General features: G+C 68.6%; 21 protein-coding genes. 12 read left to right on the top strand and 9 right to left on the bottom strand.

Annotated features, from left to right (window positions below; genetic code table 11):
* Nucleotides 1-2: 2 nt before the first annotated feature.
* The 3 genes from OMW55_RS08810 to sucC are packed head-to-tail and all read right to left on the bottom strand — an operon-like array spanning nt 3 to nt 2,932.
* Entirely contained in the window at nt 3-935 is a 933-nt protein-coding gene (locus OMW55_RS08810; protein ID WP_264882476.1) for an electron transfer flavoprotein subunit alpha/FixB family protein, read from the bottom strand.
* Nucleotides 932-1,681: an electron transfer flavoprotein subunit beta/FixA family protein gene (locus tag OMW55_RS08805; RefSeq protein ID WP_264882475.1), complete on the bottom strand. Its 750-nt coding sequence runs from the start codon at nt 1,679-1,681 to the stop codon at nt 932-934. Before OMW55_RS08805 ends, OMW55_RS08810 begins: the two co-directional genes overlap by 4 nt.
* Before the next feature lie 51 nt (nt 1,682-1,732).
* Complete coding sequence (gene sucC / locus OMW55_RS08800) at nt 1,733-2,932, bottom strand: ADP-forming succinate--CoA ligase subunit beta (RefSeq protein WP_264882474.1); 1,200 nt, start codon at nt 2,930-2,932, stop codon at nt 1,733-1,735.
* A gap of 116 nt (nt 2,933-3,048) precedes the next feature.
* Between sucC and dinB the strand changes: the two genes are divergently transcribed.
* The 4 genes from dinB (at nt 3,049) to OMW55_RS08780 (ending at nt 6,465) form a co-directional block, all read left to right on the top strand.
* On the top strand, nt 3,049-4,128 hold the full coding sequence (gene dinB / locus OMW55_RS08795) for a DNA polymerase IV (RefSeq protein WP_264882472.1): 1,080 nt from the start codon (nt 3,049-3,051) through the stop codon (nt 4,126-4,128).
* A 159-nt stretch (nt 4,129-4,287) separates the two neighbouring features.
* Nucleotides 4,288-4,842, top strand: coding sequence for a CarD family transcriptional regulator (locus tag OMW55_RS08790; RefSeq protein ID WP_264882470.1), 555 nt, complete (start codon nt 4,288-4,290; stop codon nt 4,840-4,842).
* A 160-nt stretch (nt 4,843-5,002) separates the two neighbouring features.
* The gene (locus OMW55_RS08785; RefSeq protein WP_264882468.1) at nt 5,003-5,728 is read left to right on the top strand and encodes a head GIN domain-containing protein; all 726 of its coding nucleotides are present in this window, start codon (nt 5,003-5,005) and stop codon (nt 5,726-5,728) included.
* Nucleotides 5,729-5,763: 35 nt separating this feature from the next.
* Nucleotides 5,764-6,465, top strand: a complete 702-nt coding sequence (locus tag OMW55_RS08780) for a DUF2807 domain-containing protein (protein WP_264882467.1) — start codon at nt 5,764-5,766, stop codon at nt 6,463-6,465.
* Here OMW55_RS08780 and OMW55_RS08775 read toward each other — a convergent pair.
* Nucleotides 6,462-6,851: a DUF1489 domain-containing protein gene (locus tag OMW55_RS08775; protein ID WP_264882466.1), complete on the bottom strand. Its 390-nt coding sequence runs from the start codon at nt 6,849-6,851 to the stop codon at nt 6,462-6,464. The genes OMW55_RS08780 and OMW55_RS08775 overlap by 4 nt on opposite strands.
* Before the next feature lie 56 nt (nt 6,852-6,907).
* Nucleotides 6,908-8,353, bottom strand: coding sequence for a magnesium transporter (gene mgtE, locus OMW55_RS08770; RefSeq protein ID WP_407822133.1), 1,446 nt, complete (start codon nt 8,351-8,353; stop codon nt 6,908-6,910).
* A gap of 113 nt (nt 8,354-8,466) precedes the next feature.
* Between mgtE and OMW55_RS08765 the strand changes: the two genes are divergently transcribed.
* The 3 genes from OMW55_RS08765 (at nt 8,467) to OMW55_RS08755 (ending at nt 12,339) form a co-directional block, all read left to right on the top strand.
* Nucleotides 8,467-8,925: a peptidylprolyl isomerase gene (locus tag OMW55_RS08765; protein ID WP_264882465.1), complete on the top strand. Its 459-nt coding sequence runs from the start codon at nt 8,467-8,469 to the stop codon at nt 8,923-8,925.
* A 130-nt stretch (nt 8,926-9,055) separates the two neighbouring features.
* Complete coding sequence (locus tag OMW55_RS08760) at nt 9,056-9,811, top strand: SDR family NAD(P)-dependent oxidoreductase (RefSeq protein ID WP_264882463.1); 756 nt, start codon at nt 9,056-9,058, stop codon at nt 9,809-9,811.
* A 224-nt stretch (nt 9,812-10,035) separates the two neighbouring features.
* On the top strand, nt 10,036-12,339 hold the full coding sequence (locus OMW55_RS08755) for a CDC48 family AAA ATPase (RefSeq protein ID WP_264882462.1): 2,304 nt from the start codon (nt 10,036-10,038) through the stop codon (nt 12,337-12,339).
* Here the strand turns inward: OMW55_RS08755 and OMW55_RS08750 are convergent.
* Complete coding sequence (locus OMW55_RS08750) at nt 12,336-13,628, bottom strand: MFS transporter (protein WP_264882461.1); 1,293 nt, start codon at nt 13,626-13,628, stop codon at nt 12,336-12,338. The genes OMW55_RS08755 and OMW55_RS08750 overlap by 4 nt on opposite strands.
* 116 nt (nt 13,629-13,744) lie before the next feature.
* Here OMW55_RS08750 and OMW55_RS08745 point away from each other — a divergent pair, with 116 nt between their 5' ends.
* Nucleotides 13,745-14,380 carry a class I SAM-dependent methyltransferase gene (locus OMW55_RS08745; RefSeq protein WP_407822132.1) on the top strand — a complete coding sequence of 212 codons (636 nt, stop codon included), beginning with the start codon at nt 13,745-13,747 and terminating at the stop codon, nt 14,378-14,380.
* Here the strand turns inward: OMW55_RS08745 and OMW55_RS08740 are convergent.
* Entirely contained in the window at nt 14,377-15,549 is a 1,173-nt protein-coding gene (locus OMW55_RS08740) for a phospholipase D-like domain-containing protein (protein WP_264882459.1), read from the bottom strand. The genes OMW55_RS08745 and OMW55_RS08740 overlap by 4 nt on opposite strands.
* Before the next feature lie 158 nt (nt 15,550-15,707).
* Here OMW55_RS08740 and rpoZ point away from each other — a divergent pair, with 158 nt between their 5' ends.
* Nucleotides 15,708-16,049 carry a DNA-directed RNA polymerase subunit omega gene (gene rpoZ, locus OMW55_RS08735; RefSeq protein WP_264882457.1) on the top strand — a complete coding sequence of 114 codons (342 nt, stop codon included), beginning with the start codon at nt 15,708-15,710 and terminating at the stop codon, nt 16,047-16,049.
* 14 nt (nt 16,050-16,063) lie between these two features.
* Here rpoZ and OMW55_RS08730 read toward each other — a convergent pair whose 3' ends face one another.
* Nucleotides 16,064-16,564 (bottom strand): winged helix-turn-helix transcriptional regulator, encoded by a 501-nt coding sequence (locus OMW55_RS08730; RefSeq protein WP_264882456.1) that lies wholly within the window; start codon nt 16,562-16,564, stop codon nt 16,064-16,066.
* A gap of 166 nt (nt 16,565-16,730) precedes the next feature.
* Here OMW55_RS08730 and OMW55_RS08725 point away from each other — a divergent pair, with 166 nt between their 5' ends.
* A complete protein-coding gene (locus OMW55_RS08725) occupies nt 16,731-18,824 on the top strand; it encodes a RelA/SpoT family protein (protein WP_264883969.1) in 2,094 nt (697 codons plus the stop codon).
* On the opposite strand, the gene OMW55_RS08720 is transcribed toward OMW55_RS08725, so the two are convergent.
* Entirely contained in the window at nt 18,821-21,091 is a 2,271-nt protein-coding gene (locus tag OMW55_RS08720) for an NADP-dependent malic enzyme (protein WP_264882454.1), read from the bottom strand. The two genes, OMW55_RS08725 and OMW55_RS08720, sit on opposite strands and share 4 nt — an antisense overlap.
* 41 nt (nt 21,092-21,132) lie before the next feature.
* On the opposite strand from OMW55_RS08720, the gene mutS reads away from it, so the two are divergent.
* Nucleotides 21,133-23,733 (top strand): DNA mismatch repair protein MutS, encoded by a 2,601-nt coding sequence (mutS, locus tag OMW55_RS08715; protein ID WP_264882452.1) that lies wholly within the window; start codon nt 21,133-21,135, stop codon nt 23,731-23,733.
* Nucleotides 23,720-26,350: a [protein-PII] uridylyltransferase gene (locus OMW55_RS08710; RefSeq protein ID WP_264882451.1), complete on the top strand. Its 2,631-nt coding sequence runs from the start codon at nt 23,720-23,722 to the stop codon at nt 26,348-26,350. Before mutS ends, OMW55_RS08710 begins: the two co-directional genes overlap by 14 nt.
* Nucleotides 26,351-26,389 lie beyond the last annotated feature (39 nt).

Raw genomic sequence — 26,389 nt, 5'->3', positions numbered from 1 at the left:
ACCTACAGCTTCTCGGTCAGCTCCGGCAGGATCTTGAACAGGTCGCCCACGAGGCCGACGTCCGCCACCTGGAAGATCGGTGCTTCCTCGTCCTTGTTGATGGCGACGATGACTTTGCTGTCCTTCATGCCGGCCAGGTGCTGGATCGCGCCGGAGATGCCGATGGCGACGTACAGCTCCGGGGCGACGATCTTGCCGGTCTGGCCGACCTGATAGTCGTTCGGCACGTAGCCCGCATCGACCGCCGCGCGGCTGGCGCCGACCGCCGCGCCGAGCTTGTCGGCGAGCGGTTCGATATACTGGTGAAAGGCGTCGCCGGAGCCGAGCGCGCGGCCACCCGAGACGATGATCTTGGCGCTCGTCAGCTCGGGCCGCTCGCTCTCGCTGGCGTCCATCGAGACGAAGCTAGACTTGTCGTTATTGACGCCCGCATCGACGCTCTGCACCTCGGCCGAGCCGGCGCCCCGTTCCGCCTTGGTGAAGGCGGTGCCGCGGACGGTGATGACCTTCTTGGCGTCCGTCGAGCGGACGGTGGCGATGGCGTTGCCGGCGTAGATCGGCCGCTGGAACGTGTCGGGACCTTCCACCGCGATGATGTCGCTGACCTGCGCCAGGTCGAGCAGCGCGGCGACCCGCGGCGCGATGTTGCGGCCGGTGGTCGTGGAGCTGAACAGGAGATGGTCGTAGTCGGCGCCGAGCCGCGCAATCAACGGCGCCGCCGCTTCCGCCAGCTCATGGTCGAGCGCCGCGTCGGCCGCGACCAGCACCCTGGACACGCCCGCGATGCTCTTCGCGTCGTCTGCCGCGCCGCTCGCCTCCGAGCCGATCAGCAGCAGGTGGACGTCGCCGCCGATCTGCGCCGCCGCGCCGAGCGTGGCGAGGGTCGAGTCCTTGACCTTGCCGCCATGCTGTTCGCCGAGAACCAGGATCGTCATGCCACTGCTCCAATCGACTTCAGTTTCGCCACCAGCTCGTCGACCGAGCCGACCTTCACGCCGGCCGATCGCTTGGACGGCTCGGCGACCTTCAGCGTCTCCAGCCGCGGCGCGATGTCCACGCCGTAATCGGCCGGCGACTTGGTCGCGAGCGGCTTCGACTTGGCCTTCATGATGTTGGGCAGCGAGGCGTAGCGTGGCTCGTTCAACCGCAGGTCGGTGGTGACGATCGCCGGCAGCCTCAGCGCCACCGTCTCCAGCCCGCCGTCCACTTCGCGGGTCACGTTTACGCTGTCGCCGGCCACGTCGACCTTGGAAGCGAATGTGCCCTGCGGATAGCCGGTCAGCGCGCCGAGCATCTGCCCGACCTGGCTCGAATCGTCGTCGATCGCCTGCTTGCCGACGAGCACCAGCTGCGGCTGCTCCTCTTCGGCGATCTTGGCCAGGATCTTGGCCACTGCCAGCGGCTCGACGTCCGTCTCGCTGGTGACCAGAATGGCGCGGTCGGCGCCCATCGCCAGCGCGGTGCGCAGCGTTTCCTGCGCCTTGGCCGGGCCGATGGAGACCACGACTACCTCGGTCGCGCCGCCTTTTTCCTTGAGGCGGATGGCTTCCTCGACGGCGATCTCGTCGAAGGGGTTCATGCTCATCTTGACGTTGGCGAGATCGACGCCGGTGCCGTCCATCTTCACCCGCGGCTTCACGTTGTAATCAATCACGCGCTTGACGGCGACGAGTACCTTCATGTGCTTCTCCGTTGTGCCCCCGCGAACGCGGGAGCCCGGTCTGGGGTCCCTCTAGGCGGCCTTCTTGACCTCGGCGACGATCTTGGCGGCGGCATCGCCCAGGTCGTTGGCGGCGACGATCGGCAGGCCGCTGTTGGCCAGAATGTCTTTGCCCTGCTGGACATTGGTGCCTTCCAGTCGGACCACCAGCGGAACCTTGAGGTCGACCTCGCGCGCGGCGGCGACGATGCCGTCCGCGATGATGTCGCACTTCATGATACCGCCGAAGATGTTGACCAGGATGCCCTTCACCGATGGGTCGGCGAGGATGATCTTGAACGCCGCCGTGACCTTCTCCTTGTTCGCGCCGCCGCCGACGTCGAGGAAGTTGGCTGGCTCCGCGCCGTTCAGTTTGATGATGTCCATGGTCGCCATGGCGAGGCCCGCGCCGTTCACCATGCAGCCAATGTCGCCGTCGAGCTTGATGTAGGCGAGGTCGTACTTGCTGGCCTCGATTTCCTGCGGATCCTCTTCGGTGAGGTCGCGCAGCTCGGCCAGGTCCTTGTGGCGGAACATCGAGTTGGAATCGAAGCCGACCTTGGCGTCCAGCACCATCAGCTTGTTGTCTTCGGTGATCGCGAGGGGGTTGATCTCGATCTGCGAGGCGTCCGTGCCCTGGAAAGCGGCGTATAGGCCGGCAAGCACCTTGGCGGCCTGCTTTGCGAGGTCACCGGTCAGGCCCAGCGCCGCCGCGACGGCGCGGCCGTGATGCGGCATCAGCCCGGTCGCCGGGTCGATGGTGATCGTGTGGATCCGGTCAGGCGTGTCGTGCGCGACCGTCTCGATGTCCATGCCACCTTCCGTGGAGGCGACCACCGCGACCCGGCCGGTTTCGCGGTCGACCAGCAGCGCGAGGTAGAACTCCTTGGCAATGTCCACGCCGTCCGTGATGTACAGCCGCTGCACTTCCTTGCCGGCGTCGCCCGTCTGCACCGTGACCAGTGTCTTGCCCAGCATCTCGGCCGCGTGCTCGCGCACCTCATCGACGCTCTTGGCCAGCCGCACGCCGCCCTTGGCGTCGGGGCCCAGCTCCTTGAACTTGCCCTTGCCGCGGCCGCCCGCATGAATCTGCGCCTTGACCACCCACAGCGGCCCGGGCAGCTGCTTCGCCGCTTCGACTGCTTCTTCGACGCTCATCGCGGCGTGTCCGGCGGGCACCGGCACGCCGTACTTCGCGAGCAATTCCTTGGCCTGGTATTCGTGGATGTTCATCGGGAGTTTCCTGAGCGGATCGGGAGTTTGGCCGGCGCTTTAGCGGCAAGGCGCGCCGGGTGCAAAGGCGGCCGAAAGTCTTGGCGAAAGCGGGCTGCCGCCGCTAGGAACGGGGCGTGAACAGCCCGAGTCCGACGCGCAAGATCATCCATGTCGACATGGATGCCTTCTTCGCCAGCGTGGAGCAGCGCGACAATCCAGAGCTAAGGGGCAAGCCGGTCGCGGTCGGCGGCGGACACCGCGGCGTGGTCGCCGCCGCCAGCTACGAGGCGCGCAAGTTCGGCGTCCGCTCCGCCCTGCCCTCCGTGACCGCCCGGCGGCGCTGCCCGGATCTCGTATTCGTGAAGCCGCGCTTCGACGCCTACCGGGACGTCAGCGGGCAGATTCGCGCCATCTTCGCCGACTATACCGACCTGATCGAGCCACTGAGTTTGGACGAAGCCTATCTCGACGTGACCGAGGATCGGCTGGGCCTCGGCTCGGCCAAAGCCATCGCCGAGGACATCCGCCGCCGCATCCGCGCCGAAACCCAGCTCACCGCCTCCGCCGGCGTGTCCTGTTGCAAGTTCGTCGCCAAGCTGGCGTCCGACCAGAACAAGCCGGACGGGCTGTGCGTCATCCGCCCGCACGAAGCGGCGCGCTACATCGCGTCGCTGCCGGTCGGCCGCTTCCACGGGATCGGGCCCAAGACCGCCGAGCGGCTGAACGCGCTCGGCATCCACACGGGCGCCGATCTACAGCAGCTTAGCCTCGAAGAACTGACCGGCCGGTTCGGCAGTTCGGGCGAATGGTACCACCGCATCTGCCGCGGGATCGACGAGCGACCGGTCCGATCCGAGCGGCAGGCTAAGTCGGTCAGCGCGGAGCGGACGTTCGATTCGGACCTCTCGGACCCAGCGGCGCTGCATGCCGAGCTGGACCGCGTGGCCGGGCTCGCCTGGCAGCGGATCGAGCGCCACTCGGTGGCGGGCCGGACGGTCACCCTTAAGGTCAGATACGCCGACTTTCAGCTGATCAGCCGGGCCTGCAGCTCGCCGGAGCCAATCGCCGACCTTCGGCGGTTTTCCGCCGCCGGGCACCACCTCCTGGAACGTTTGCTGCCGGTGCCCAGGGGAGTTCGTCTGCTGGGGCTGGGGCTGTCGGGTCTTTGTGAACGGGACGAGGCACTTCCGTTACAACTTGGACTGGCGATTTAGATTAGTTTGTGTTAAAGACTGAACCGACAGGCCGCTCCAGCGTTGGGCGGCCTTGCCGCAATAAGCAGTTCTGTCCTGAGAGAAAGAAGCCGCAACCGCCGGTTGACTTGGGGGCACCGGTGACGGGCCGCCTCTTTCTCGCACTTAGAAAGGTGAAGAATGGCAGCGAAGGCGCTTAGCTTCGACGTTGGCGATTATGTCGTGTACCCCAAGCATGGTGTTGGCCGCGTTGTGGAGCTGCAGAGCACGGAGATCGCCGGCACTCGGCTTGATCTCTACGTGCTCCGCTTCGAAAAGGAAAAAATGACTCTGCGCGTGCCGGTCAACAAGGCCGACTCGGTGGGCATGCGTAAGCTGTCCAGCGACAAGACCATGCAGGCGGCGCTCGAAACCCTGAAGGGCAAGCCTAAGGTCAAGCGCACCATGTGGTCGCGCCGCGCCCAGGAATATGAGGCGAAGATCAACTCGGGCGACCTGACGTCGATTGCCGAAGTGACCCGCGATCTGTTCCGCCCCGACGACGCACCCGAGCAGAGCTATTCGGAGCGGCAGATCTTCGAGGCAGCCTCGTCGCGCCTGGCGCGCGAGCTGGGCGCGATGGAGCAGACCGACGAGAAGGGTGCGCTCGCCAAGATCCTCGACATCCTGAACAAGGCGGCGGTGATCCATCACAAGAGCAAGGACGTGGTCGAGGCCGACGCGGACGCCGACTAGGGCAAGGCATCAGTTCGACCGACGACAAAGGGCGCTTCCCGCGGGAGGCGCCCTTTTTCGTTCTGCCGACAGCCCGTCCCGGTCGACGAACGTTGGCCGACGACTTGCCCGAGCGCCCCCGCTGTGTATTATCTCTACAACACAGTAGGGAGAAGTTGTGATGCTGCGAGGGACGATGGTGGCCGCTGGCGCGATGCTGGCGCTGGGCGGATGCAGCGTGGGCCAGGCGCAGGACGGCGGACCCACCGTACAGCGGCAGTTCGCCGTAAGCGGGTTCGACAAGCTGGAGGTAGCTGGTCCGTACGACGTCACGGTGGCGACCGGCGGCCAGCCGTCGGCCCAGGCCCGCGGCGCGCAGAACTTGCTTGAGCAAACGGTCGTCGAGGTCAAGGACGGGACACTGCACATTCATCCCAAGAAGGACGGCCGCTGGTTCGGCCGCGGCTTCAACTGGCGCGGCGGCAAGGCCGCATTCCAGGTGACCGTGCCGATGCTGACCGGCGCGGCAGTGGCGGGATCCGGCGACATCAAGGTCGACCGGGTCCAGACGGGCGAGTTCACCGGCTCCGTCGCCGGCTCGGGCAACCTCGGCATCGGCCAATTGCAGGTTGGAAAGCTTGGCCTGGAGATCGCCGGCTCGGGTGCAGCGACGGCGGCCGGGCGGGCCGGCGAGGCCCGCTACGAGATCGCCGGCAGCGGTGACATCGACGCTGGCGGGCTGCAGGTCGAGCGACTGAAGGCGGAAATCGCCGGGTCGGGCAACATCAAGGCCCATGCCTCCGCTTCGGCCGACGTCGACATCGCCGGTTCGGGCGACGTGGAAGTGACTGGCGGCGCCAAGTGCAATGTCAGCAAGGCCGGGTCGGGCGACGTGCGCTGCTCTTGAGAGCATGTTAACCATGCCGGTGCGAGGGTGCGGCCATGATGAACCGCGCCCTCGTCTCCGCCATCCTGCTCGCACTTGCCGCCGCTACGCCGGCTGGCGCCGCCACCCGCAGCTACACGGTGACGAGCTTCAGCCGGGTCCGTGTCGAGGGTCCTTATGCGGTCGCCATCCAGACCAACCGCGGCCCGTTCGCCCGCGCCACCGGTGACGCCGCCGCGCTCGACCGGGTCAAGTTACGGGTCGAAGGCACGACCCTGGTCGTCAGCGCCGATCCGGGCGGCTGGGGCGGCTATCCGGGCGCTCCCGCAGGACCCGTGCGGATCGAGGCGGGCACCGCCGTGGTCGCCAGTGCGGTCGTGAATGGGGCCGGCTCGCTCGACATCGACCGGGTGCGCGGGCTGGAGTTCGGACTGAACATCCAGGGCAGCGGCGTCGCCGGCATCGCCGATGTGCAGGTTGACCGGCTGCGGATCGGTCTGGCCGGCAGCGCCTCGGTCCGGGTCGAAGGCAAGGCGCTGGCGCTGACCGCCGTCGTGCGCGGTCCCGGCAGCCTCGATGCGACCGGCCTTCCGGTTCGTGACGCGGTGATCGGGGCCGAGGGCCCGGCAGTGGTGAAGGCGAGCGTCTCCGGCACGGCCAAGGTCGATGCGGCCGGACTCGCAGCCGTGCAGCTGAACGGCAATCCGTCCTGTCAGCTCAAGGTCGTCGGCACCGCCACCGTCGACGGCTGCCGCTAGACCAGCGCGAGCGCGGCCAATCGGCCATAGAGCGGCGGGGGCAGCAGGCTAAGCCCAGTGTCGTCGTTCGCTCCCGGTTGCGGCGCGTCCGCCCCCTCCAGGTAGCGCCAGCCCTGGTGCGCCCGCTTGGGCGCCGGGGGGACGTGGCTCAGCTGCTCGGCGCAGACGATGTCCAGCCGGCCGTCTGGACGGTCTTCGAACCGCAGGATGGTCTGGCAGGCGATCAGCCGGTGCTGGACGATCCAGTAAAGGGAGCCGCCGACCAGCTCGGCCATGCGCTTGGGCTTCATCCGGGTGACCACCCGCACTTCGCCTCCGTCGACGCGCCCGGCAATGCGGCGTTCCAGCCCCGGCAGGTCGCGGCAGCCCACGGCGACCTTGGTCATGTGAAGATTCGGCACGCGTCGTCCCGTGCCGCAATTGGCACGGCAATTACAAGAGCTTAGCCCGTCAGGCCCGACGCCGTGGCAAGCCCGAGGAAGATCAGGAAGCCCATCGAATCGGTCACCATGGTGACGAAGATGCTGCTCGCGACCGCCGGGTCGGCCTTCAGCCGTTCCAGGGTCACCGGCACCAGCACGCCGGCGAAGCCCGCGATGACGATGTTGAACAGCATGGCGGCGGCGATCACCGCGCCGAGTTGCGGGCTGTGCAGGATCAATGTCACCGCCACCCCGACGAGCGCTGCGATGGTGATGCCGTTGAGCAGCGCCACCCGCATTTCGCGCCCGACCGCCCGCCAGCGGTTGGAACCGGTCAGCTGGTTGGTGGCCAGCGCACGCACGGTCACCGCCAGCGTCTGCGTGCCCGCGTTCCCGCCGACGCCCGCGACGATCGGCATCAGCGCCGCCAATATCGCAAGCCGCTCGATTGAGGCTTCAAACACCCGGATGATGGTCGACGCAACCAGCGCGGTCAGTAGATTGGCCATCAGCCAGCGGACCCGCGCCTTGTAGCTGTCGCGCACCGGTTCGTTGATGTCGCCCTCGCCCGCGCCCGACAGCAGCAGCACGTCCTCGCTCGCCTCGGCCTGGATGATGTGCACGACGTCGTCCACCGTGATCATCCCGACCAGCCGCCCGCTGCCGTCGACCACGGCCGCCGACACCAGCGCATATTTCTGGAAGCGGAGCGCCACGTCTTCCTGGTCCATGTCGACCGGGATCAGCGTCTGCTCGTGCGCCATGATGTCGCTGACCCGCACGCGCCGGGGCGAGCGCAGGATCGTTGAAAGCTTGCAGGTTCCGACCGGATGGTGGTTGGGCGAGACGACGAACACTTCCCAGAAGTCGTTAGACAGTTCCTCGTCGGAACGAAGGTAGTCGATCACCTGGCCGACGGTCCAATGTTCCGGCACCGCGATCAGGTCGCGCTGCATCAGGCGGCCGGCGGTCTCCTCGCCGTAGGTCAGCGCTTCCTCGATGGCGGCCCGGTCGTCCGGCTCCATCGCCCGGAGCACGGCGCGCTGCTCGTCCTCCTCCAGGTCTTCGATGATCGCGACGGCGTCGTCCGTCTCGAGCTCGCCGGCGATCTCGGCCACCCGCTCCGGGGCCATCTGCTCGACCAGCAGCTCGCGGACGTGCTCGTTCATCTCCGCGATCACGTCCGCGTCGACCAGCTCGGCCAGCGCGGCGACCAGCCCGTCGCGCTCGTCGGCGCGGGCGAGCTCAATCAGGTCGGCGACGTCCGCCGGGTGGAGCGGCGCGACGAGGGTACGGGCGGTGTCGACGTCGCCTTCGTGGACCGCGTCGAGCACTTCCGCGACGAACTGCGGCCGAAGCCGGTCCTCCGCGTCCATGATGGCGCTATCGGGCTCTGCGGCAGGCGGCAGCACGGCCGATTCTTCGAGCACAGGCGCGGCGGTGGCGAACTTCTCGCTTTCGCTCATGCCTTAACCCCTTCCCGACGGATGCGGCCCTCCTATGGCTGCGCCCGCTCTGGCGCAAGGCGGCACCCGGTCCTACATGGCCGGCTTCCTTTCCCGATCGGAGCACTAGCGACATGGCCGACACGCCGCAGACCCTGACCCTTACCCTGTCCAGCGGCGGCGACGTCGTCATCCGCCTGCGTCCGGACCTCGCGCCCGGCCACGTGGAGCGGATCACCAGTCTGGCCAGCGAGGGCTTCTACGACGGCGTGGTGTTCCACCGCGTAATCCCCGGCTTCATGGCGCAGGGCGGCGATCCGACGGGCACCGGCTCGGGCGGCTCCAAGCTCCCGGACCTCAAGGCCGAGTTCAACGCCGAGCCGCACGTGCGCGGCACCTGCTCCATGGCCCGGACCAACCAGCCGAACACGGCCAACAGCCAGTTCTTCATCTGTTTCGACGACGCCCGCTTCCTCGACAAGCAGTACACCGTCTGGGGCCAGGTCGAGAGCGGCATGGAGCATGTCGACGCCCTCCCCGTGGGCGAGCCGCCGCGCCAGCCGGGCAAGATCGAAAAGGCGACGGTGGCCTAAGCCACACGTTCTCCGCTCGTCCTGAGCGGAGCGCAGCGTAGTCGAAGGGCGTATCGCCACACGAACGCCCTTCGACTACGAACCTCCCGTGCTCCGCTCAGGACGAGCGAGATACTTGCAGGAGGCACTCATGACCGCACCCGTTGCCCTGATCACCGGCGCGTCGGCCGGCCTCGGCGTCGACTTCGCCCGCCAGCTCAGCGCCGAGGGCGCCCGGCTGGTGCTGGTCGCCCGGCGCAAGGAGCGACTGGACGCGCTCGCCGCCGAGCTCGGCAGCGCCCGCGCCGTGGCGCTCGACCTCTCCGAAGCAGGCGCGGCCGAGCGCCTGCTGGCCGACGTCGCGGCGAACGGCGAGCATGTCGACCTGCTGGTCAACAACGCCGGGTTCGGCGCGGGCGGCAAAGTGGCCGACCTGCCCGCCACCCGGCTGCGGCAGATGATCGATCTCAACTGCGGCGTCTTGACGGAGCTCACCCGCCTTGCCCTGCCCGGCATGATCGAGCGGCGCCGCGGCGGCATCCTCAACGTGGCCTCCACCGCCGCCTTCCAGCCGGGGCCCGGCGCCGCCGTGTACTACGCCACCAAGGCCTATGTGCTGAGCTTCACCGAAGCATTGCACGAGGAGCTGGCGGGCACCGGCGTCCATGTCACCGCCTTGTGCCCCGGACCGACCGCGACCGAGTTCTTTGACGTCGCCGCCTATGGCCAAGGCAGCCGGATCGAGAAGTTGGCCATGGCCAGCGCACCGGTCGTCGCGGCGGGCCTCGCCGGGGTGTCCGCCAACAAGCCCGTGGTCATCCCGGGCACGGTCAACAAGGTCGGCGCGCAGGGCCATCGCTTCCTGCCCCGCGCCGTCCTGCGCAAGGTCGCCAAGCTGGTCCACTGACGGCTTCGCTGTCCTACGCGCCGTTCGTTCCGTACAGTCGCGGCGCCATGGTCCGCTCGCCGCCCTCGTCATCGCTGATCGAGTGCCTGGCGCCGTTCCCGGAGCGAAGTGGACGAAGTGGACAGTGGTGGCTTTTTCTTAGGCAGCCGCCTTTTCTCCAGCCACGCCGGACCCAGATTGAACCCATGCCGCCGCCCTCCGTTGGGCGGCGCAAGGAGTTTTGAATGGCTGATGTAGAGACCGAAGTCCGCCGCTTGCAGGTGGCCAACCTGCCCCCCGCCGACAGCGGTCGTGGCATTGCCCGCTTGCCCAAGAAGTTCATGGACGAGCAGGGCCTGGCCGACGGCGATGTGGTGGAGATCGTCGGCAAGCGCTCCACTCCGGCGCGCGCCATCCGCCCTTACGGCGACGACGAAGGCCTCGACATCATCCGCCTCGACGGCCTCCAGCGGGCCAATGCGGGCGTCGGTTCGGGCGATTTCGTGGAAGTGCGCAAGGCGACCAGCCGGCCCGCCACCCGCGTGGTGTTCGCCCCGGCGCAGAACAACATCCGCCTCGCCGGATCGACCGATGCGCTGCAGCGCAGCTTCGCGACCCGGCCGCTGACCGCCGGCGACACGGTCGCCACCACCGGTCACCAGCGTGTCAATGCCGACATGCCCGAGCATGTCCGGGCGATGCTCAACGCGCCGGCCTTCGCGTTGCAAGAGATCCGGCTGACGGTGGTCAGCACCGCCCCGCGCGGGATTGTCCACATCGACCGCGACACGGTGGTCGAGTTGCTGCCCGAGTTCACCGAGCAGCATGGCGAGCGCCGCGCCGATGTGACCTACGATGACCTGGGCGGCCTCAAGGACACGATCGACGCGCTGCGCGAAATGGTCGAGCTGCCGCTGCGTCACCCCGAGCTGTTCCAGCGCCTCGGCGTTGATCCGCCTAAGGGCGTGCTGCTCCACGGCCCGCCGGGTACCGGCAAGACCCGTCTGGCGCGCGCCGTCGCCAACGAGAGCGACGCGCAATTCTTCCACATCGCCGGGCCAGAGGTGATGGGCTCCGCTTACGGCGAGTCGGAAAAGAAGCTGCGTGAGCTGTTCGAGGAGGCAGCCCAGGCCGCTCCGTCGATCATCTTCATCGACGAGATCGACTCGATCGCGCCAAAGCGCGGCCAGGTGACCGGCGAGGCCGAGAAGCGGCTGGTCGCGCAGCTGCTGACGTTGATGGACGGACTGGAGCCGCGCCAGAACCTGGTCGTGATCGCGGCGACCAACCGCCCGGAAGCGATCGACGAAGCGCTGCGCCGGCCGGGCCGGTTCGACCGCGAGATCGTGGTCGGCGTGCCCGACGAGCGCGGCCGGCGCGAGATCCTGGGCATCCACACCCGCGGCATGCCGCTGGACGGCGGCGCCGATCTGGATGAGCTGGCCCGGCGCACCTACGGCTTCGTCGGCGCTGACCTGGCGGCGCTGGTCCGCGAAGCGGCGCTGGAGGCGGTGCGGCGGATCATGCCGGAACTGAACCTGGACGAAGCGACCATCCCGACGGAGGTGCTGGATCGGCTGGCGGTGACCGGCAACGACTTCGAAGGCGCGCTGAAGCGGGTGCAGCCGTCGGCCATGCGCGAAGTGATGGTGCAGGTGCCCAACATCGGCTGGGAAGATGTCGGCGGCCTCGACCAGTCCGCGGCTCGGCTCAAGGAAGGCGTTGAGCTGCCGTTGAAGCACCCCGAGGCGTTCAAGCGGCTCGGTATCCGGCCGGCCAAGGGCTTCCTGCTTTATGGTCCGCCCGGCACCGGCAAGACGCTGCTGGCCAAGGCGACGGCGCGCGAAAGCCAGGCGAACTTCATCGCCATCAAGAGCTCGGACCTCCTCTCCAAATGGTATGGCGAAAGCGAGCAGCAAATCGCCCGCCTGTTCGCCCGCGCCCGCCAAGTCGCCCCGACGGTGATCTTTATCGACGAGCTCGACAGCCTGGTACCCGCGCGCGGTGGAGGTCTGGGCGAACCGCAGGTGACTGAGCGGGTGGTCAATACCATCCTGGCCGAGATGGACGGGCTGGAGGAACTGCAGGGGGTCGTCCTGATCGGCGCCACCAACCGCCCGAACCTGATTGACCCTGCCTTGCTTCGGCCCGGGCGCCTCGACGAACTGGTCTATGTCGGGCCGCCGGATACGGCCGGGCGGCGGCGGATCTTGGCGATCCACACCTCCGGCATGCCGCTCGGACCCGACGTCGACCTGGAGGCGCTGGCCCGGCGCACCGAGCGGTTCACCGGCGCCGACCTGGAGGACCTCACCCGGCGCGCAGGCCTGACGGCGCTGCGCCGTGGTCTCGACTCGGCCCAGGTCGGCATGGCCGACTTTGAAGCTGCGCTGCTCGACACGCGCGCGTCGGTCACGCCGGAGATGCTGCAGGAATATGAGCGCATCCAGGACACGCTGAAGTCGGACGCGGTGCGGCCGGACGGGGGCGGGATCGGCTTCGTCAGCCCCGGCATGCTGCGCCCGCGCTCGGCGGAGAAGCAGGGCTAGGGCATGCGCCGGGCAAGTACCGCCAGCGCCAGCACGATAGCGGTGCAGACGGCAAACGGCAGGTGCGGGTCGAGGCCGTACAGCGCCATGCCGACGCCAGGCGCGAGGATGTAGCTGATGCCGTTGGCGGAGGTGATCACCCCCGCCACCCCGCCCTGCTCGGCGAGCGGCACGGCCAGGCTCGCGCCCGAGGTGAAGCCCGGCCGGGTGAAACCAAACCCGATGGAGGTCACCGCGAAGCCGAGCACCAGTCCGTATAGTGCTCCGGCCAGCATGGTGATGGTGAGGCCAACTGCGGCGATCAGCGAGCCCCACAGCAGTAGCGAGCGAGGCGCAAGGTTGAGCCGGGGGATGATCCCCCATTGCGCCGCCAGCGTTCCCGCTGCCCCGGCCATCATCACGATGGATATCGGCCCCTCCGCGCCGTTCGAGGTGAGGTGCAGCGTATCGATGATGAAGAACCCAATGCAGGTCAGGCTGGCGGCCTGCGCGTGCCCGGCCGTGACTCCGGCGACGATCCAAGGCCGGATGCGCCCGTCGCGCCAGGAAAGCCGCTTCTGCCGCGTGGGCGTGGTCGCCGCGCGCACGCTGGCCCCGGTGATCATGGATGCGATGCTTGGATAGCTCATGGCCGCACCCCGACCCTCGCGCTCGCCCTTGAGGTCGTCAGGCAGCCATTTCAGCACCGCTAACAGCACTCCCACCCCAATCAGCGCGAAGGCGAACAACGGCCCCGGCAAGCCGACGAAGGGGAGCACGAACAACGGCGCCAGCGCTGGGCCGACGATGGTGCCAAGCCCAAAGCTGCTTGACAGGGCCGACAGCGCACCCGTCCGGGCGGAGCGACGGGTCTTAGACGCGAGATAGGCCTGCGTGGCGCTGGGGGTGGCACAGCCCAGGCCGCCGTAGATGGCGCGAAACACGGCAAACAGCCCGAAGGTGAGCGGCGCCGACATCCAGCCTTTGAGCCCACCCACCAGCACCAGCCCGCACAGCGTCATTGAGACCACGAAGCCTGTTAGGCCCAGCATCGTCAGCGCCTTGCGCCCGTGATGGTCGCTCTTCTCCGCCCAATAGGGCGCCAGCCCGACCCACAGCACCGCGCTCCACGTGTAGGCGATTGCTACCCAGAAGTCGGCGATCCCGACCGCGCGGCCGATCGCCGGCATCACCGACTGGAGCGCCGTATTTCCTGCGGCCGCCACTAGCATGGCCGAGAACAGCAGCAGGAAATGCGGCGTGGTCAGGGCCGAGCCGGCGACCCTGCGGGTGGTCCGGGGAGCATCCATCGGCTATGGCTGTACCCCGCGTGCCTGCCGTCGCAAGGAAAAGCTGGGGGAACTTGCGTATCCGCGCGGCATTTGCTTGACGGTCGCACTTCCCGTCCGTCCGATCCGGAGTATCCATGCACGCCACGTCCGCCCGAGCGCTCAAGGAACAGCGTCGCCATGCGCGCCGCCGGGCCCGCGCCGCCAATCCGCGGCTGCAATTCCTGCGTGGCTTCATCAAGAATCCGGTGATGGTCGGGTCGATCATCCCGTCGAGCCAGAAATTGATCGACAAGATGCTGGCGCCGGTCGACTGGGCCAACGCCAAGGTATTCGTCGAATATGGCCCGGGCGTCGGCACGTTCACCCGGCCGATCCTGGAGCGGCTGAGCGCGGACGCCACGCTGATCACCATCGACACCAATCCGGATTTCACCGACTATTTAAAGGGTGCAATCGACGACGAGCGACTGCTTCCAGTGACGGGCTCGGCCGCGGACGTGGAGAAGATTCTGGCCGACCGCGGCTTTCCCCATGCCGACTACGTGCTGTCGGGCCTGCCCTTCTCCACCCTGCCGCCGGGCGTGGGCGATGCGATCGGCGCCGCCACCTCGCGCGTGATCCGGCCGGGCGGCGCCTTCCTGGTCTACCAGTTCAGCCCCAAGGTCCGCGACTTCATCGCCCCCGTGTTCGAGCGGATCGAGCGCGGGTTCGAGTGGATCAACGTGCCGCCCGCGACCCTGTTCTGGGCTTACCGCGAGCCGCGGAGCTAAGCCTCCGCGCCGAAGTTCAGGCGGCGGGTCACCGTGTAGTCGACGCCGGTCACCAGCCAGTGGCTGATCGTCCACTTGAGCCGTCGCAACAGCCCCGCACGTGCCTTGTGGACCTCCGGCGTGATCCGCAGGCTGTCGGCCAATTCCCGCTCGAAATAGCCGCGCATCTGCGCCGCGAAGCCGGCGTCGTCGATGCGCAGCATCACCTCCAGGTTGAGGTACAGGCTGCGGAAGTCGAAGTTCGACGAGCCGATGTGGACCACGTCGTCGACGATCGCCAGCTTGGTGTGCAGCTTGGCCGGCTGATATTCGTACATCTCCACGCCGTTGCGGAGCAGCTTGGCATAGGTGTGCCGCGCGGCGGCGATGGTTGCGTCATTGTCGGAGCGGGCGGCGGTGACGATCCGCACCTGGCCTCGCCGGCCCATGCGGGCGATCCGCCGCAGCATGGCGAACGGCGGCGAGAAGTAGGCGGCGATCAGGTCGAAGCGGCTGCCGGTGATGATCTCCTTCGCGATCTGGGTCGGCCACGGGTTGCGGCGCCGCATCGGTCCGGAGAAACGCCACTGCAATGCGCCCTTGCGCTGGGAATGGCGCTGGATGATCCGGCGCAGGCTGCGGATCTTGCCATTGGGGATGGCGCTCCAGCGGTAGATGGCGTCAAAATACCTGGCCGCCGCCTTCACTGCCGCGCCGTCCAGCAGCAGCCACAGGTCGCGCCAGTGCCCGTCGCCGCGATCGCTGAGGTAATGCGTGTCGATGTTCGCGCCGCCGATCAGCGCCCGGGTCTCGTCGACCACGACCATCTTCTGGTGATTGCGCAGCAGGTAGCGGCGGCCGATGTGCGGATGGAACAGGATAAAGCTGCCGCCAGCGTCGGCGAGCGGCTGGAAGAAGGCGGGCGTCACCGACGAGCCGAAGCCGTCGAGCAGCAGCCGCACCGCGACGCCGCGCCGGGCGGCCCGGACCAAGGCATCGGCGACCGCTTCGCCGGCCGCATCCGGGTTCATCATGTAGAACAGCAGCCGGATGCTGCTTGTTGCCGAGTCAATCAGCTCCAAAAGGGCGCTCAGCCGCTCCGTCCCCCTGTCCAGCAATTCCAGCCGGGTGCCGGCCACGGTGGCGGCGATCCGGGGAGCGGTTGGCGGCGCTGGAACGTCCTCGTCCATGGCCGGCTGTTGGACAGTTCGGAAGAGGGTGGCAAGCATCGCGGGCGTAACGCACCTGAAACGGATTTGGAGCCCGCAACCTTGACTTGAAGGTGTTCACTGCCTAGGTCGCCGCTCTTCCATCCCAAGCTTTGCTTGCAACAAAGAGGCTGCCGGTCATGGCGCGCGTCACCGTCGAAGATTGCGTCGACAAGGTTCCGAACCGGTTCGACCTGGTCCTGGTTGCTGCCCAGCGGGCGCGACAGATCTCGGGCGGCGCCGACCTGACGATCGATCGTGATCGCGACAAGAACCCGGTCGTGGCCTTGCGCGAGATCGCAGAAGAGACGGTCCGTCCGCGCGACCTGCACGAGGCCGTGGTCTCGAGCCTGCAGCGCGTCCGGATGGACGAAGAGGACGAGACGGACGAGCTGGCATCGCTGAGCGAGTCGGCCGAGGCTCTGCGCCTGACCGCCGCTGCCCCGCCGCGCCCGACCCCGAGCGGTGGCGACTACGAATAAAGTGCCGGCGCCGCTCAGGCGGCGTCGTTGACCGCTTCGCTGACCGGCAAGAGCGGCTCGGGCCGCCGATACTCGTTGCCGTCGGCATCCACCCACATCAGTTCATCAAGGGTGAGCTCGCGCCCGTCATGCGCGCGGATCCCGATTCGGCCGATCGGCTGCCCGTCGCGGACATCGGCGACGATTCGGTCGTTGCCGCCATGCCCCCAGTCGAGCCCCCATTGCCGCAGCGCCAGCACCACCGGCAGCAGCGCCTCGCCCTTGCGGGTCAGCGAATAGACCACCCGTCGGCGATCGATGGGGTCGGCCGCGCGGCGCAGCACGCCGCCGGTGACCAGCTTCGCCAACCGGTCCGACAAAACGTTGCGGGCAATGCCGAGGCAGGCCTGAAACTCCTCGAAGTGCTGGAGCCCGTTCAGGGCGCCGCGCAGGATCAGGAACGCCCAGCGCTCCCCGACGAGATCGATGGCGCTCGGCAGCGGGCATCTGCGGGCCGCAGCCTTGAACGCCTCCACTTGCTTGCTGTCCCTGGCCAAGCTGCCTCCTATCAATCGGCAAGCAAATTGAAGCACATATGCGCGGTGCTGAACAGGGCCAAAGGTGAGCGTGGGGTCGGCCTTGCAGCACGCCCAGAGCAGTTCGCACTTGCAACAGCGCGGCGTGCGGGGCCACATGGTCGGCGTGCTTCGTCAATATGAGCTGGTCGAGCGGGTTCGGGCCTACGACCCCGATGCGGATGAGGGGCTGATCAACCGCGCCTACGTCTTCTCCATGAAGGCGCATGGCTCGCAGACCCGGGCGTCGGGTGACCCGTACTTCAGTCACCCGATTGAGGTGGCCGGTATCCTCACCGACCTAAAGCTCGACGACGAGACCATCGTCACGGGCATCCTGCACGACACGATCGAGGACACGGTCGCCACACCGGACGAGGTGGAGCGATTGTTCGGAGCCAACGTCGCGCGGCTGGTCGACGGCGTCACCAAGCTTTCCAAGATCGAGGCGCAATCGGAGAACGAGCGCGCCGCGGAGAACCTGCGCAAGTTCCTGCTGGCGCTGTCCGACGACATCCGCGTGCTGCTGGTGAAGCTCGCCGACCGGCTGCACAACATGCGCACCCTCCACCACATCAAGTCGGAGGAGAAGCGCCGCCGCATCGCCCGCGAGACGATGGATATCTATGCCCCGCTCGCCGAGCGGATCGGCATGTACGAGATCATGAACGAGATGCAGACGTTGGCCTTCCGCGAGCTGGAGCCGGACGCCTACGCCTCGATCACCCGGCGGCTGGCGCAGCTTCATGCCGAGGGCGGCGACATCGTCGGCCGGATTGGGCTCGGTCTCAAGCTGCACCTGGCCGACAATGGCCTGGAAGCGGAGGTCACCGGGCGCGAGAAGCATCCGTTCAGCATTTGGAAGAAGATGGCCGAGCGACACATCAGCTTCGAGCAACTGTCCGATGTCATGGCTTTCCGCGTGATCGTCGCGAATCCGGAGGATTGCTATAAGTCGCTGGGGCTGATCCACCGCCGCTGGCCGATGGTTCCTGGGCGGTTCAAGGACTTCATCTCGACGCCCAAGCGCAACGGTTACCGGTCGCTGCACACCTCCGTCATTCACGACAGCAAGATGCGGATCGAGATCCAGATCCGCACCCGCGAGATGCACCTGCAGGCCGAGAAGGGCCTGGCTGCGCACTGGGCCTACAAGGAAGGCAAGCCGGCGGCGGACCTGAAGGTGCCGTGGATCGACGACCTCGTCGAGATCCTGGACCATGCCGACAGCCCCGAGGAGCTGCTCGAGCATACCCGGATGGCGATGTACCAGGACCGGATCTTCGCCTTCACCCCCAAGGGCGAGCTGATCCAGCTGCCCAAGGGCGCAACTCCGGTCGACTTCGCCTACGCCGTGCACACCCGGCTGGGTGACCGCACGGTCGGAGCCAAGGTCAACGGCCGCGTGATCCCCTTGCGAACGCTGCTGGAGAATGGTGACCAGGTCGAGATCCTGACGTCGGAGGCGCAGCAGCCGCAACCGAGCTGGCTGCGCTTCGTCGCGACCGGCAAGGCGCGCTCGGCCGTGCGCCGGTTCGTGCGCCACAAGGAGCGGGACGAGACGGTCGATCTCGGCCGCAAGATCTACGACGAGATCGTCGCCCGGCTGCCGATGCCGCTACCCAAGGAAGCGCTCGGACGGGGGCTCAAGAAGCTGAAGCTGGAGGACGAGGACGCGCTGATGATCGCCATCGCGCGCAAGCGGGTCGGCGACGAAGCCCTGATGGAGGCGCTGATGCCCGGGTCGACGGGCGGCGACGTCGCGACCCCGCGCCGCTCGGCCCAGCGCCGCGCCATCTCGATCAGGGGCCTGACCCCGGGCGTCGCCTTTCACCTGGCGCCCTGCTGCCACCCTATCCCGGGCGACCGGATCGTCGGCTTGCGCCGGGAGGACGAGGAGATCGAGGTCCACGCCATTGGCTGTGAGACACTGGCGACCGGCATCGACGCGGACTGGATGGACCTGGCCTGGGGCGATGGCTCGGACGGCGCGCCGGCGCGGCTGCGGATCATCCTGCGCGACCAGGCCGGGGCGCTCGGCGCAATGGCGGGGATCCTGGGGGGCAAGGATGCCAACATCGTCAACCTGCAGCAGGTCCATCGCGACGGCAGCTTCCACACGTTCGACCTGGACGTGGAGGTGCATGACCTCGCGCACCTGCACGCGATCCTGGCCGCGCTGCGCGCGGCGGAACAGGTATCAAGCGCTGAGCGGCTCTAGCGCCGTCGCGGGCCCTCGACGCCGCCTGCCGCCAGCACCGCCAGGGTGACGAGGTCGGTGGCCGTGGCGGTCATGGGCGCGATCTGCACCGGTAGCCGCATGCCGACCAGGTACGGCCCGAGCACGCTTTCGCCGCCCAGCGCGCGCAGCAGCTTGGCGCTGAGGCTGGCCGACTGGAGGCCGGGCATGATGAGGATGTTGGCCGGGCCGGACAGGCGGCTGAACGGGTAGAAGCGCCGCTGCATGTCGTGGCTGAGCGCCAGCTCAGGGCTCATCTCGCCTTCATACTCGAAATCTACCGTGCGAGCATCGAGCAGGGATACCGCCTCGCGCAGATTGCCGACGAAGGCGCCGGCGGGATTGCCGAAGGTGGTGTAGCTGGCAAAGGCGACGCGCGGCTCCTGCCCCATGCGGCGGGCGAAGGCGGCGGTGCGGACGGCGATGTTGGCCAGTTCCTCGGCCGTCGGGCGCTCGGTCACGGCCGTGTCGGCGATCAGCACCGTCTGGTTCTGGCCGACGATGACGCTGATCCCGAAAGGCGCCTGACCGTCGTCGCCGATCACCCGCTGCACCTGACGCAGGCTCTGGCTGAACGGGCGGGTGGTGCCGGTGATCATCGCGTCCGCCTCGCCCAGCTCCAGCATGGCGGCGGCGAAGGTGTTGCGATCCTGGTTGACCATCCGCTCGATCTCGCGGCGGAGATAGCCCTTGCGCTGGAGGCGGGCGTAGAGGTGGTCGACCGCGCGCCCGACCAGCGGCGAGTTGCGGCTGTTGAGCACGATGTAGCCCGACGGATCGTCGATCCCGAGCTCCTTCAAGTTGTCGTACACCTCGTCGCGACCGACCAGCACCGGCGTGCCGAGCCCGCCTTCCTTGAAGGCGATGGCGGCGCGCAGGACGTTCTTCTCCTCGCCTTCCGCGAACAGCACCCGCTTGGGATTTGCCTTGGCCGCCTCGTAGGCGAGGCTCAGCACGGACACGGTCGGGTTCAGCCGGGCGCGCAGGTGCTGGCGGTAGGCGGCCATGTTCTCGATCGGCCGCTGGGCAACACCCGAGCGCATCGCCGCCTCGGCCACGGCGGCGGGCACCACCTCCAGCAGGCGCGGATCGAACGGCGCGGGGATGATGTAGTCGGCACCGAACCGCCGCGACTGGCCGCCATAAGCGGCGGAGACCTCGTCGGGTACCGGCTCGCGGGCGAGTTCGGCGAGCGCCTGGGCGGCGGCGATCTTCATCTCGTCGTTGATCGCCCGCGCGCGCACGTCGAGCGCGCCGCGGAAGATGAAGGGGAACCCAAGCACGTTGTTGACCTGGTTGGGATAATCCGAACGGCCCGTCGCGACGATCGCGTCGGGCCGCGCCGCCTTGGCCTCGGGAGGGGTGATTTCCGGGTCGGGGTTGGCCATGGCGAAGATGATCGGCTTGCTGGCCATGTGGGTAACCCACTCCGGCTTGAGCGCGCCGGCGGCGGACAGGCCAAGGAACACGTCGGCGCCGGCCAGGGCATCCTCCAACGTGCGCCGGTCGGTGTCGACGGCATGCGCGCTCTTCCATTGGTCGAGGTCGTCGCGGCCCTTGTGGATGACGCCCGAGCGATCGCACATGATGACGTTGTCGCCGCGCACGCCCATTGCCTTGATGAGCTCGGTGCAGGCGATGGCGGCCGCGCCGGCGCCGTTCACCACCACCTTGACGGAGCCGAGCTCGCGCCCGGTAAGCAGGCAGGCGTTGATGAGGCCGGCAGCCGTGATGATCGCCGTACCATGCTGGTCGTCGTGGAAGACGGGAATGTTCATCCGCTCGCGCAGGGTCTGCTCGATGACGAAGCAGTCGGGTGCGGCGATGTCCTCGAGGTTGATGCCGCCGAAGCTCGGGCCCATCAGCGCTACCGCGTCGATGAACTTCTGGGGGTCCTCCGTGTCGAGTTCGAGGTCGATGGCGTCGACGTCGGCGAAGCGCTTGAACAGTACCGCCTTGCCTTCCATCACCGGCTTGGACGCCAGCGCGCCGAGGTTGCCGAGGCCCAGGATGGCGGTGCCATTGGAGATGACGGCCACGAGGTTGCCCTTGGCCGTATAGTCGTAGGCCGTCGCCGGGTCCTCGGCGATGGCCCGGACCGGGACGGCGACACCGGGCGAGTAGGCCAGGCTGAGGTCGCGCTGCGTCGCCATCGGCTTGGAGGCGATGATCTCGATCTTTCCCGGCCGGCCACGCGAGTGGAAATGCAGCGCCTCGGCCTCGGAGAACTTCACGTTGCTGTCGGACATGGGGTGGCGGTTACACCCGCCGCCCTTTAACGTCACCCCTCATGGCCCGAGCTGACGCCGCCACCCCGATGATGCAGCAATACCACCGCCTCAAGGCGGAGGCCGGTGACGCCATGCTGTTTTATCGCATGGGCGATTTCTTTGAATTGTTCTTCGACGACGCCAAGGCGGCCGCCGCCTGCCTCGACATCGCACTGACCAAGCGTGGCGCCGATGCGGGTGAGCCGGTGCCGATGTGCGGCGTGCCGGTGCACTCGGCCGACAGTTATCTCGCCCGGCTGATCAAGGCGGGGCACCGCGTCGCCATCGCCGAGCAGACGGAAAGCCCGGCCGAGGCGCGCCGGCTGCGTGGGTCCAAGGCGCTGGTCGAGCGGGCGATCGTGCGGCTGGTGACGCCGGGCACGCTGACGGAGGAAACGCTGCTCGACAGCGGCTCGGCCAATTGGCTGGCAGCCATCGGGCGCGCCGGGGAGGAGTGGGGCATCGCCGCGGCCGACATCTCCACCGGTCGGTTCGAGCTAATCGCCTGTGGACCGGGTGAGCTGGCCGCCGAGCTCGCGCGGCTGTCCCCCGCGGAGACCATCGCCGACGGTCAGGTACCGGGCCTCAAGTGCACGCCAGGCAAGGGCGGGTTCGAAAGCGCCGGCGGGGAGCAAGCCTTGAAGGCGCGCTTTGCCGTGGCCAGCCTCGACGGCTTCGGCGACCTCACGCGGGCGGAGCTGGCAGCGGCCGGTGGGCTGCTGGCCTACCTGGACGCCACGCAGCGGAGCAGCACCGCCTTCCTCGCCGCACCGCGCCGGATCGCCCGGCTGCAGCACATGGCGATCGATGCGGCGACCCGGACCAGCCTGGAGATCTGCCGCACGACGGACGGGCAGGTGGCGGGATCGCTGCTAGCCGAGGTCGACCGCTGCGTCACCGCCGCCGGCCGGCGACTGCTCGGCGGCGACCTGTCGGCGCCGCTGCTCGAACGCGGGGCCATCGAGGCCCGGCTGACCCTGGTCGGCTGGCTGCACGAGGGCGCGTTGCTGCGCCGCAGGGTACGGGAAGCGCTGAAGGCGATGCCGGACATCGGCCGTGCACTGGGGCGGCTGGCGGCGGCGCGGGGCAGCCCGCGGGATCTTGCCCAGCTGCGCGACGGGCTGCGGGCGGCGACGGCGTTGCAGACGGAGCTTGGCGCCGAGGACGGCCGCCCGCCCCTGCTGGATCGCCTGCTGCCCCGGCTGGGTGGGCACGATGCCGTAGTCGAACGGCTGACCGCGGCACTGGTCGAAGCGCCGCCGCTCGACGGCGCCAAGGGTGGCTACATCGCCGAGGGGTTCGATCCCGAGCTGGACACCCTTCGCGCAGCCAGTTCCGACGGTCGCCGCGCGATCGCGGCGCTCGAAGCCCGGTATCGCGAGGCGACCGGGGTGGCGGCGCTCAAGATCCGGCACAATGCGGTGCTCGGCTACCATGTCGAAGTGTCGGCCCGGCACGCCGACCGGCTGCTCAGCCCCGACAGCGGCTTCACGCATCGCCAAACCCTGGCCGGCGTGGTCCGCTTCAACTCGCCCGACCTCCATGCGGAGGCGAGCAAGGTGGTCGAGGCCGGCGCCCACGCACTCGCGGCCGAGCAGGCGCACCTCGAGGAACTGACCGCACTGGCGGTTGCGCACGGGCCGCGCATCGCCGAGACCGCCGAGGCGATCGCCCGGATCGACGTTGCGGCAGCCTTGGCGGAGCGAGCTGCGGAAGGGGGCTGGTGCCGGCCGCAGGTCACCGACCACCCCTGCCTGGAGATCGAGGGCGGCCGCCACCCGGTGGTCGAGGCGGCGCTGGGCAAGGCCGGCGAGCGGTTCATCGCCAACGATTGCGCGCTGGGGCCGCACGACCGGCTGTGGCTGATCACCGGGCCCAATATGGGCGGCAAGTCGACCTTCCTGCGCCAGGTGGCGCTGATCGCGCTGCTGGCCCAGGCCGGCAGCTTCGTGCCCGCTGGCAGGGCCAAGGTCGGCCTGGTGGACCGGCTGTTCAGCCGCGTGGGTGCGTCCGACAACCTCGCCCGGGGGCGCTCGACCTTCATGGTCGAGATGGTGGAGACCGCCGCAATCCTGGCCCAGGCGACCCGCAACAGCCTGGTGATCCTGGACGAGATCGGGCGCGGCACCTCCACCTACGACGGGCTGGCGATCGCCTGGGCGGTGGTCGAGGCGATGCACGATACCGTCGGCGCCCGGACCCTGTTCGCCACCCATTATCACGAGTTGACCCGACTGGCCGACCGGCTGGACGCCCTGTCGCTGCACCACGTCCGCGCGCGCGAGTGGAAGGGCGACCTGGTCCTGCTGCACGAACTGGCCGACGGGCCGGCTGACCGCAGCTACGGTATCGCGGTCGCGCGGCTCGCCGGCCTGCCGCCCGCGGTGGTCGCCCGCGCGAAGTCGGTGCTGGCCAAACTGGAAGCGGGGCGCGACGCCACCGGGGGTATCGCCGCAGGCCTGGACGACCTGCCGCTGTTCGCCGCGGCGCTCGGCGAGCCGGAGCCTGCCGGCGACCCGCTGGTGGAGGCGCTTGATACGCTCAATCCCGATGCGCTGACCCCGCGCGAGGCGCTCGACGCGCTCTACCGCCTCAAGGCGCTGGCCGATGGGCGGACCTGAGCCGGCGCTGGAGCTGATGCTGGCCGATGGCCGGGCGGCGATCGCAGCCGACCTCGCCGCCGAGCCGGGCGCGGGCAGGAAGCATGCCAGCAGCTATGCGGCCCTTACCGACCGGCTGGTGCTGGCTGCCTTCGAGGAGGCGAAGCGGCGCTTTCCGATCGGCAATCCGACGACCGCCGAGCGCGTCTCGCTGGTGGCGCTGGGCGGTTACGGACGGGGCGAGATGGCGGCGTTCAGCGACGTCGACCTGATGTTTGTGACGCCCCACCCGCGCGCGCCCTGGTGCGAGCAGGTGATCGAGGCGACGCTCTACCAGCTATGGGATTGCAAGCTGAAGGTCGGCCAGGCGGTCCGCACGGTGCCGGAGCTGATCGCGCTCGCAAGGAGCGACATGACGGTGCGCACCGCCATGCTGGAGGCGCGCTTCGTCGGCGGCGACCACGCCCTGTTCGACGAGGCGCAAGAGCGGTTTACGCGCGATGTCGTCGCTGGCAGCGCGGCCGAGTTCGTCGCTGCCAAGTTGGCCGAGCGCGACGAGCGGCACGTGAAGATGGGCGACAGCCGCTATGTGGTGGAGCCCAACGTCAAGAACGGCAAGGGCGCGCTGCGCGACCTTCACGCGCTCTACTGGATTGGCAAGTACATCCACGGCGTCCGCAAGCCGGCCGAACTGGTCGGCGCCGGGTTGCTGACCAGGGCGGAGTACGGGCGGTTCGACCGCGCCGAGCGCTTCTTCTGGTCGGTCCGCTGCCACCTGCACCTGCTGAGCGGACGGGCCGAGGAGCGGCTGAGCTTCGACCTGCAGCGGGAGCTCGCCGCGGCGATGCGTTACGCTGACCGGCCGGGCAAGAGCGCGGTCGAGCGCTTCATGCAGTTCTACTTCCTCCAAGTGAAGATCGTCGGCGACCTCACCGGTGTTTTCCTGGCCCAGCTGGACGAGCAGTTGGGGGCCAAGGGATTGCGCTTCGCCCTGCCGACCTTCCTCCGGCGGCCGCGTCGGTTGAACGGCTTCGTCACCGATCGGGGACGCCTGTCGATCCCCCGCGATGATTTCCTCGGGGAGAAACCGGTCCGCCTAATGGAGTTGTTCACCCTCGCTGCGCGCGAAGGCATGGAGATCCATCCCAACGCCATGCGGGTCGCCGCCCGCGATGCGAGGCTGGTCGACCGGGTGCGTGAGGAAGCGGGCGCCAATGCTCTGTTCATGGCCGTGCTGACCAGCCCGCAGCGGCCCGAAGTGGTCTTGCGATGGATGAACGAGGCCGGGGTGTTCGGCCGGTTCGTGCCCGACTTCGGCCGGGTGGTCGCGCAGATGCAATTCGACATGTACCACCACTTCACCGTCGACGAGCATACCATCCGGGCGATCGGCCTGCTGGGCCAGATCGAGCGGGGCGAGCTGGCCGACGACCATCCGCTCGCCACGGCCCTGTTCCGGCAGATTGGTTCGCGCCGGGTGCTGTACGTCGCGGTGCTGCTTCACGACATCGCCAAGGGGCGCAAGGGTGATCACAGCGTGCTCGGCGCGGAGATCGCGCGGCGGCTTTGTCCGCGGCTGGGCCTCGATCCGGCGGAGACCGAGACTGTGGCATGGCTGGTGCGCCACCACCTGCTGTTCAGCCACACGGCCTTCAAGCGCGACCTGGCCGACCCGAAGACCGTCGACGACTTTGTGGCCATTGTGCAAAGTCCCGAGCGGCTGCGCCTGCTGCTGGTCCTGACCGTGGTCGACATCCGCGCGGTGGGACCGGGCATCTGGACCGAGTGGAAGCGGCGGCTCATCCGCTTGCTGTACGAAGCCGCGGAGGAGCGACTTCGGCTGGGCCACAAGCAGCAGGGGCGGGCCGAGGAGGTGAAGGCGCGGCAGCGAGAGCTGGCGGAGGCGCTTGGCTGGAGCGCGGCGGCCGCGCGGGCGCATGCGCGGCGCCTGCCCGACAGCTACTGGTTGGCCGAGCCGGCCGAGGCCGTGCTCGCCAACGCCCGCCAGATCGCGGCGGCCGGCGCGCGGATCGGCGAGTCCCAGCCGTCGGTCACAGCCGAAGACCAGGAGGACGGCGCCACCCGGGTCACGGTATTCGCGCCCGACCGGCCCGGCCTGTTCTACCGGATCGCGGCCGGATTGGCCGCTGCGGGGGCGAGCATCGCCACCGCCCGCATCCACACGACGCGGGACGGCATGGCGCTCGACAACCTGCTGGTGCAGGACGCGCGGGGGAGACCGTACGGCGACCGGCGGCGGCGCCAGCGGCTGGTGCAGGCGGTGGAGGCGGCGCTGAAGGCCGAGCGGCCGCCGGCGCCCGCGGCCGCCCCGGGCCGCAGTACCGCCTTCAGCATCGCGCCTTCGGTCACGCTGGCCGAGCGGGCTTCGCGCCGAACCACCGTGGTGGAGGTGAATGCGACCGACCGGCCCGGGCTAGTGGCAGGACTGGCGCACGCGATCACCGAGCAGGGCCTGATGATCCATTCGGCGCACATCGCCACTTATGGCGAACGGGCGGTGGACGTGTTTTACCTGACCCGGGCGGACGGCCGGAAGCTCAGTCCGGCCGAGATCGAGGACCTGCGCGGCGCGCTGATGAAGGCGGCGCTGATGCCGGCCAGCGCCGCCGCCGCCTGACGTCCGAATAGAAAAGGGCCCGCGGCGTACCGCAAGGCC

Origin of the sequence: Sphingomonas arvum (assembly GCF_026013565.1) — a bacterium.
Taxonomy (GTDB): domain Bacteria; phylum Pseudomonadota; class Alphaproteobacteria; order Sphingomonadales; family Sphingomonadaceae; genus Sphingomicrobium; species Sphingomicrobium arvum.
Note: the sequence above shows the minus strand (reverse complement) of the source record. Positions and strands in the feature narration are given on the sequence as shown.